We start from the raw sequence: 4,625 nt of genomic DNA, 5'->3' as shown, positions 1-4,625 counted from the left end.
TTCGATCTGCTTCCGGATTTGCTCATCGAGCTTCAGGTTGTAGGCACTCATCTCCTTCACCTGCAGCTTGGCTTCGGTCAGCACCTGACCGATCTTGGCGATGCTGGTGAGATCAATGGTCGGCACCCCTTGGGCGAGGGCAGGGACCGGCAGCAAAAGCGCTGCGGACAAAAGAAGGGGGCGCAGGCCCCGGATGCGTGAGGTGATCATTCGGAATCTGCCCTTACTTTGATGAATGTTGTGTCGACGGCATAGGCCTGGAGCCAAAGGGCGTAGCGGGTCTGATCGACCTTTACGCGCGCCGCCTTGACCCGCTCGACCATCAGCCCGATCCGAACGGCCTCAGCCCGGGCATAGCTGTTCAGATCCAGCGCTTCCTTTGCCGATTTGGTTGTTGGAATGCGCTCAATGATGGAGCGCAGCGCTTCAGCGATGCCTCGATCTCGACAGAAGCCGCCATGCCATAGTCAGACCCGCGTCCGATGTGTTGCTCGCCTCAGCGATGGCCATGTCACGCGGATCGAAGGTGCCGACCTGATCGACACCAGTGATCTTGCCCGCATAAGCATTGAAGAACCCGGTAATGCGGACGACGTAGTTTTGGGTTTCCTTGAAGGGCGGGATGCCACCGTATTTGGTGACATTTCCCGGGCCCGCGTTATAGGCGGCGAGTGCCAGTGGCACCGAACCGAAGGTGTTCAGCTGCGTCAGGAAATACCGCGCGCCACCATCAAGCTGCAGCATCGGGTCGTCGTAATAGGCGGGGTAGATGCCGAGGCCTTTGGCCGTGTCTGGCATCACTTGCGTCAAGCCAAACGCCCCAACCGGGCTGCGCGCCCCGATAGAAAACCCGGATTCCTGCTTCACAAGGCTCTGGAACCAGATGCGGAACTCGACCGGGTTCAGCCCGGCGCGGGCAAGGCCGGGGTGGCCTGCGTATTTCTGGGCCGTCGCCACGATCATCTCTTCAATGCTGGTCTTGGCATCGCCAAAGAGACGGTCGGCGTAGGGGTTGTTGTCCTCCACCGCATAGAAGACCTCTGCTTCGGCACCTGGCAGGACCTCCAGATCGCCGATCCACGGGGTCTTGCCCGTCATCATCACCAGTGTCGCATCGAGCGCATCAAGCTGGTCTTGGTGCAACGCATCGATGCGGCGCTTCTTGTCCGCCTCAAGCTCTCGCGCGCCCGTCAGATAGGACATCTGCGCGATCTCGAGGCCGTGCTGGATGATCGACTTCGGGTCGACAATCGGAACGCCCTGCGCCTCCGCAGCCCAAGGCAGGACCGCCACGCCCAAGGCCCATGCTCCGATCAGACCAAGAGATTTACTTGCAGGGAATGACATCAAGAACCGGAGTGGCTGCACGGGATACAACGCCTGACGGGGCGCTTGCGCCCATGGTGGAGGCAGTTACAGTTGAGCCCGCACTGGCCCAGCAATTGGTCTTGGCGATAGGGACACCGGCACAGCCTGAAAGGCTCGTTAGTCCGAGTCCGATAATGAAGGTTATGTAATATATTGATTTCATTGAACTATCATTCCTTCCAGAATTTGGGGCGCGCGGCATAGTCGGCGCCGAAGGCATTGAGCCCGGCCTGACCACCGCCAAGCGCTGTGAGCAAAGGCCCGAGGGGCTTGAGATCGACGTTGAGAACCGTGGAGCCACGTGGGGATCGCGATAGCAGCAGTCGCTGGCCCGGGATCGGGTTCAGGACGAAATCCAACTCGCCATCGGTCAGCCGGAAGCTGTCGTAGTCGGCACTGGAAGCTTCACCGTTCGGGAACAGCAATTGGTTTGGCAGCGCCTCGAGAATAGACCGCGCCTTGGAACCCCGGATCTGGCTCGGAAACTGGGTCATCATCACCACGACGACGTTTTTCTTGCGCGCGGTGACCAACCATTCTGCAAGTTTCTTGGCGAAGTACTCGTCATCGAGCACCTTCCAGGCCTCGTCGATCAGGATCAGCGTCGGGCGCTTTTCTTCAATCAGAATCTCGATGCGGCGAAACAGTGTACCGAGAATGGCGGTGCGCTCAGTGCCAAGGTCGAGGATTTCTGTGAGATCCACCGCCGTCACATCGTGGCTGGTGAAATCGACCACTGGCTCGCTGGCCTCACCGAAAACCCAGCCATATCGGCCGTCCGGCCCCCATTCGCGCAATCGCTGCGCGAGGTCCAATCCGTCACCGACATCACCAAACAGCTCCTGAAACGCTCGGAAGTTCCGCAGGCCGACCCGCGCTTTACCGTTCTGGGCGATGGCGGATTTGAGGGCCTCGGATTGCAGGGGCGACATTGGGCCGCTGCGGCTTTCCAAGAGCGCCACCAGCCAGTCGAGAAGCCAGGCCTCACCGCGTTCACCGGATTCGGTGGCGAGCGGGTTGAGCCCCGTGGGCCGTCCGGCGCGGATTTCAGCATAGCGGCCGCCAAGGGCGTGCACCGCCATTTTGAGGCCCGCTTCCTTGTCGAAGATGATCGTACGCCCGCCTGCCCGCTGGGCTTGGGCCGCGAGGAAGGCGACCGTCGTCGTTTTACCGCCCCCGGATTTGCCCAAGACCAGCGTGTGGCCGTTGGTCGGTTCCGCCTGCGGATCGCCGGGCTCATGGAAGCTGAAGCGGTGCAGCGAGCCTTGCAGGGTCTGAAACACGGTAATCGGCGTTTGCCAGGGCAGTCGCGCCTTCTCGGTGCCGGTGTCTGCCGCGTGCAGTGCAGCCATGTCCGCGAAATTGACCGATGACACCGTCATGTCGCGGGCCCGGTAATCCATATTGCCGGGATGCATTGCGAAGAAGGCGGCTTCCAAAGCCGTCACTTCTCGAACCAGCCGCATGCCGTTCTGGTGGGCAATGCCCCGGATGCGGGCCACTTCGGTATCGAGTGCTGCTTCCGTGGCGGCGAACACCGTGATCGTCATCTGATGCACGCCAAAGCCGAGGGTGCCGCTTTCGACCTTATCTGCCGCATCGAAAAGCTGCGCCTCGATGGTCGCGGCCATGTCCTCGGAGGCGCGCATCTGCGCTACCCGGCGTTTGACGCGCTCGGTGATGCTGCCGCGCTCGATCGGCGTGTAACTGTGGGTGACGATGGTGTCTTGCGACACCCCAAGTGCATCCAACATCCCGGGCCAGGTCGCGGTCGCATAGGATTTGACATAGAGGACGGCGGCGCAGCGGGCGGTTGTGGCCCCCTCTTCGATGGCGATGACCCCTTGGCCAAAACGTACAGCTGCCCCTGCGGCATCTTCCGCAAGAAGGCAGAATGGACTGCGGGGCTGCTGGCGCAACTCGCCGGTGAGGAGGGATGCATAGAAGCCAACAAGGCTGCCATCGCTGATCTTCAGCCGCTTGGTCTTGATGCCAAGGCCCGTCTCAAGGATCGAGGTGACCTCGCGCAACTCTTCGAGCCGCCGGTTGCTGTCTTCGCCAAAAACCTTGGCGGCGGCCTTGCTGAACAAGGGTACGGCCAAGGGGGCAACCTGTCGCCGCACGACAGTCAGGATCAGCACGGATTCTTGCAGGTTGCGGCGGGCGAGCTCCCTGCCCCAGGCCCGGTCGATATCAGCGGCAAAGCCGGAGCCGTGGATTGGTGCGAGACACGTCTCAGCCCCCCGCATCATCCGGTGCAGATAGAAGGTGAAGCGCTCATCCAGCGTGTCGAGCAGATGCGCAAAGCCAGCCCGCAGCGCGGAAACTGCTGCAGCCGCGGATGTGACACCATCAATCCCGGTCACCTCCAACGAGAGCATCAACCCGTTGTCGCGGGTGCGCACCACCTCGTCATCAAGCTCGATGACGTAGGGCAGATGGCCATAGAGTTTCGGGTCGGCCGGGATCAGTGCCCGCGCCCTGCCCCGCTCCGCATCACGCTCAAGAAACATGACGCCGCCCTTTCCGAATGATGGCGAGCGGCGTCACCTGCATCATGACGGCAAAGACATGATGCCCGTTCGGGTTTACCTTGGTCGCAAGCCGGGCAAGCCCGTACCAGATCGGGGCCGTCAGAAACCACCAGACCGGTTTGAACAGGATGAAGGGCAGTACGGTCATGGCCCCCACTGCCATGGCATAGGGCATCGGCAGGCCAAGGAACTTGGCTTGCCGGGAAAGCCCGAGGATGACAGCACTTTTTTCCATGGCCCTTGCCCCGCCTCAGCTGAACGAAGAGCGCAGGTTGGCGACGATTGCGGGGCCTGCGAAAACGAGGAAGGCACCGACCACGACGAGGGCCACCCAGGCCCAGCTGATCCGGTTGAAGGCCGCGAGGAACCCCGTCACCACGAAGGCGATGCCGAAGAAGGCGGTCGCGAGCGTGCCGCGGAATGAGGCCAGCACACCAGTGGCCACGGTCTCCGCTTTGGTGAAGACCACCTGCGCCAAAGCGGGCTCGGATTGCGCTACCACCAGGGTGCAAAGGGTCAGGCCCAGAAGAGCCAGTTCGGTCGGTTTCATGTTTTGGGGGTCCTTCAGATGTTGAGGTCAGCGAGGATGCGGTCGTAGGCCGCCATTACCTTGACGATGTGGGATTGGGTTTCGGCGTAAGGCGGCACGCCGCCGTATTTGCGCACAGCTTCCGGTCCGGCATTGTAGGCAGCAAGGGCCAGATCGAGGCTGCCGAAGGTGGC

Annotated in this window: 6 protein-coding genes; all 6 read right to left on the bottom strand. The window is 61.7% G+C overall.

From position 1 onward, the window contains the following. A partial coding sequence (locus tag AKV04_RS18195; protein ID WP_156317652.1) for a hypothetical protein occupies positions 1–210 on the bottom strand: 210 nt, incomplete at its 3' end. A gap of 216 nt (positions 211–426) precedes the next feature. Further along, complete coding sequence (locus AKV04_RS18190; protein WP_082351729.1) at positions 427–1,347, bottom strand: lytic transglycosylase domain-containing protein; 921 nt, start codon at positions 1,345–1,347, stop codon at positions 427–429. Positions 1,348–1,538: 191 nt separating this feature from the next. Then, positions 1,539–3,881 (bottom strand): VirB4 family type IV secretion/conjugal transfer ATPase, encoded by a 2,343-nt coding sequence (locus tag AKV04_RS18180; protein ID WP_054007836.1) that lies wholly within the window; start codon positions 3,879–3,881, stop codon positions 1,539–1,541. Next, positions 3,871–4,137, bottom strand: a complete 267-nt coding sequence (locus AKV04_RS18175) for a VirB3 family type IV secretion system protein (protein ID WP_054007835.1) — start codon at positions 4,135–4,137, stop codon at positions 3,871–3,873. Before AKV04_RS18175 ends, AKV04_RS18180 begins: the two co-directional genes overlap by 11 nt. 15 nt (positions 4,138–4,152) lie before the next feature. Further along, entirely contained in the window at positions 4,153–4,452 is a 300-nt protein-coding gene (locus AKV04_RS18170) for a TrbC/VirB2 family protein (RefSeq protein WP_054007834.1), read from the bottom strand. Between the two features lie 14 nt (positions 4,453–4,466). Further along, positions 4,467–4,625: lytic transglycosylase domain-containing protein (locus AKV04_RS27270; protein ID WP_162232907.1), on the bottom strand; the 159-nt coding region annotated here is incomplete at its 5' end.

The organism is Cypionkella psychrotolerans, assembly GCF_001294535.1.
GTDB classification, from domain to species: Bacteria; Pseudomonadota; Alphaproteobacteria; order Rhodobacterales; family Rhodobacteraceae; genus Cypionkella; species Cypionkella psychrotolerans.
This window is presented reverse-complemented; position numbering and strand designations above follow the sequence as displayed.

Bases quoted from the DNA above. Each gene is read 5' to 3' on its own strand.
- AKV04_RS18175 (WP_054007835.1), bottom strand. From the start codon at position 4,137: ATGGAAAAAAGTGCTGTCATCCTCGGGCTTTCCCGGCAAGCCAAGTTC.
- AKV04_RS18180 (WP_054007836.1), bottom strand. From the start codon at position 3,881: ATGTTTCTTGAGCGTGATGCGGAGCGGGGCAGGGCGCGGGCACTGATC.
- AKV04_RS18170 (WP_054007834.1), bottom strand. From the start codon at position 4,452: ATGAAACCGACCGAACTGGCTCTTCTGGGCCTGACCCTTTGCACCCTG.
- AKV04_RS18190 (WP_082351729.1), bottom strand. From the start codon at position 1,347: ATGTCATTCCCTGCAAGTAAATCTCTTGGTCTGATCGGAGCATGGGCC.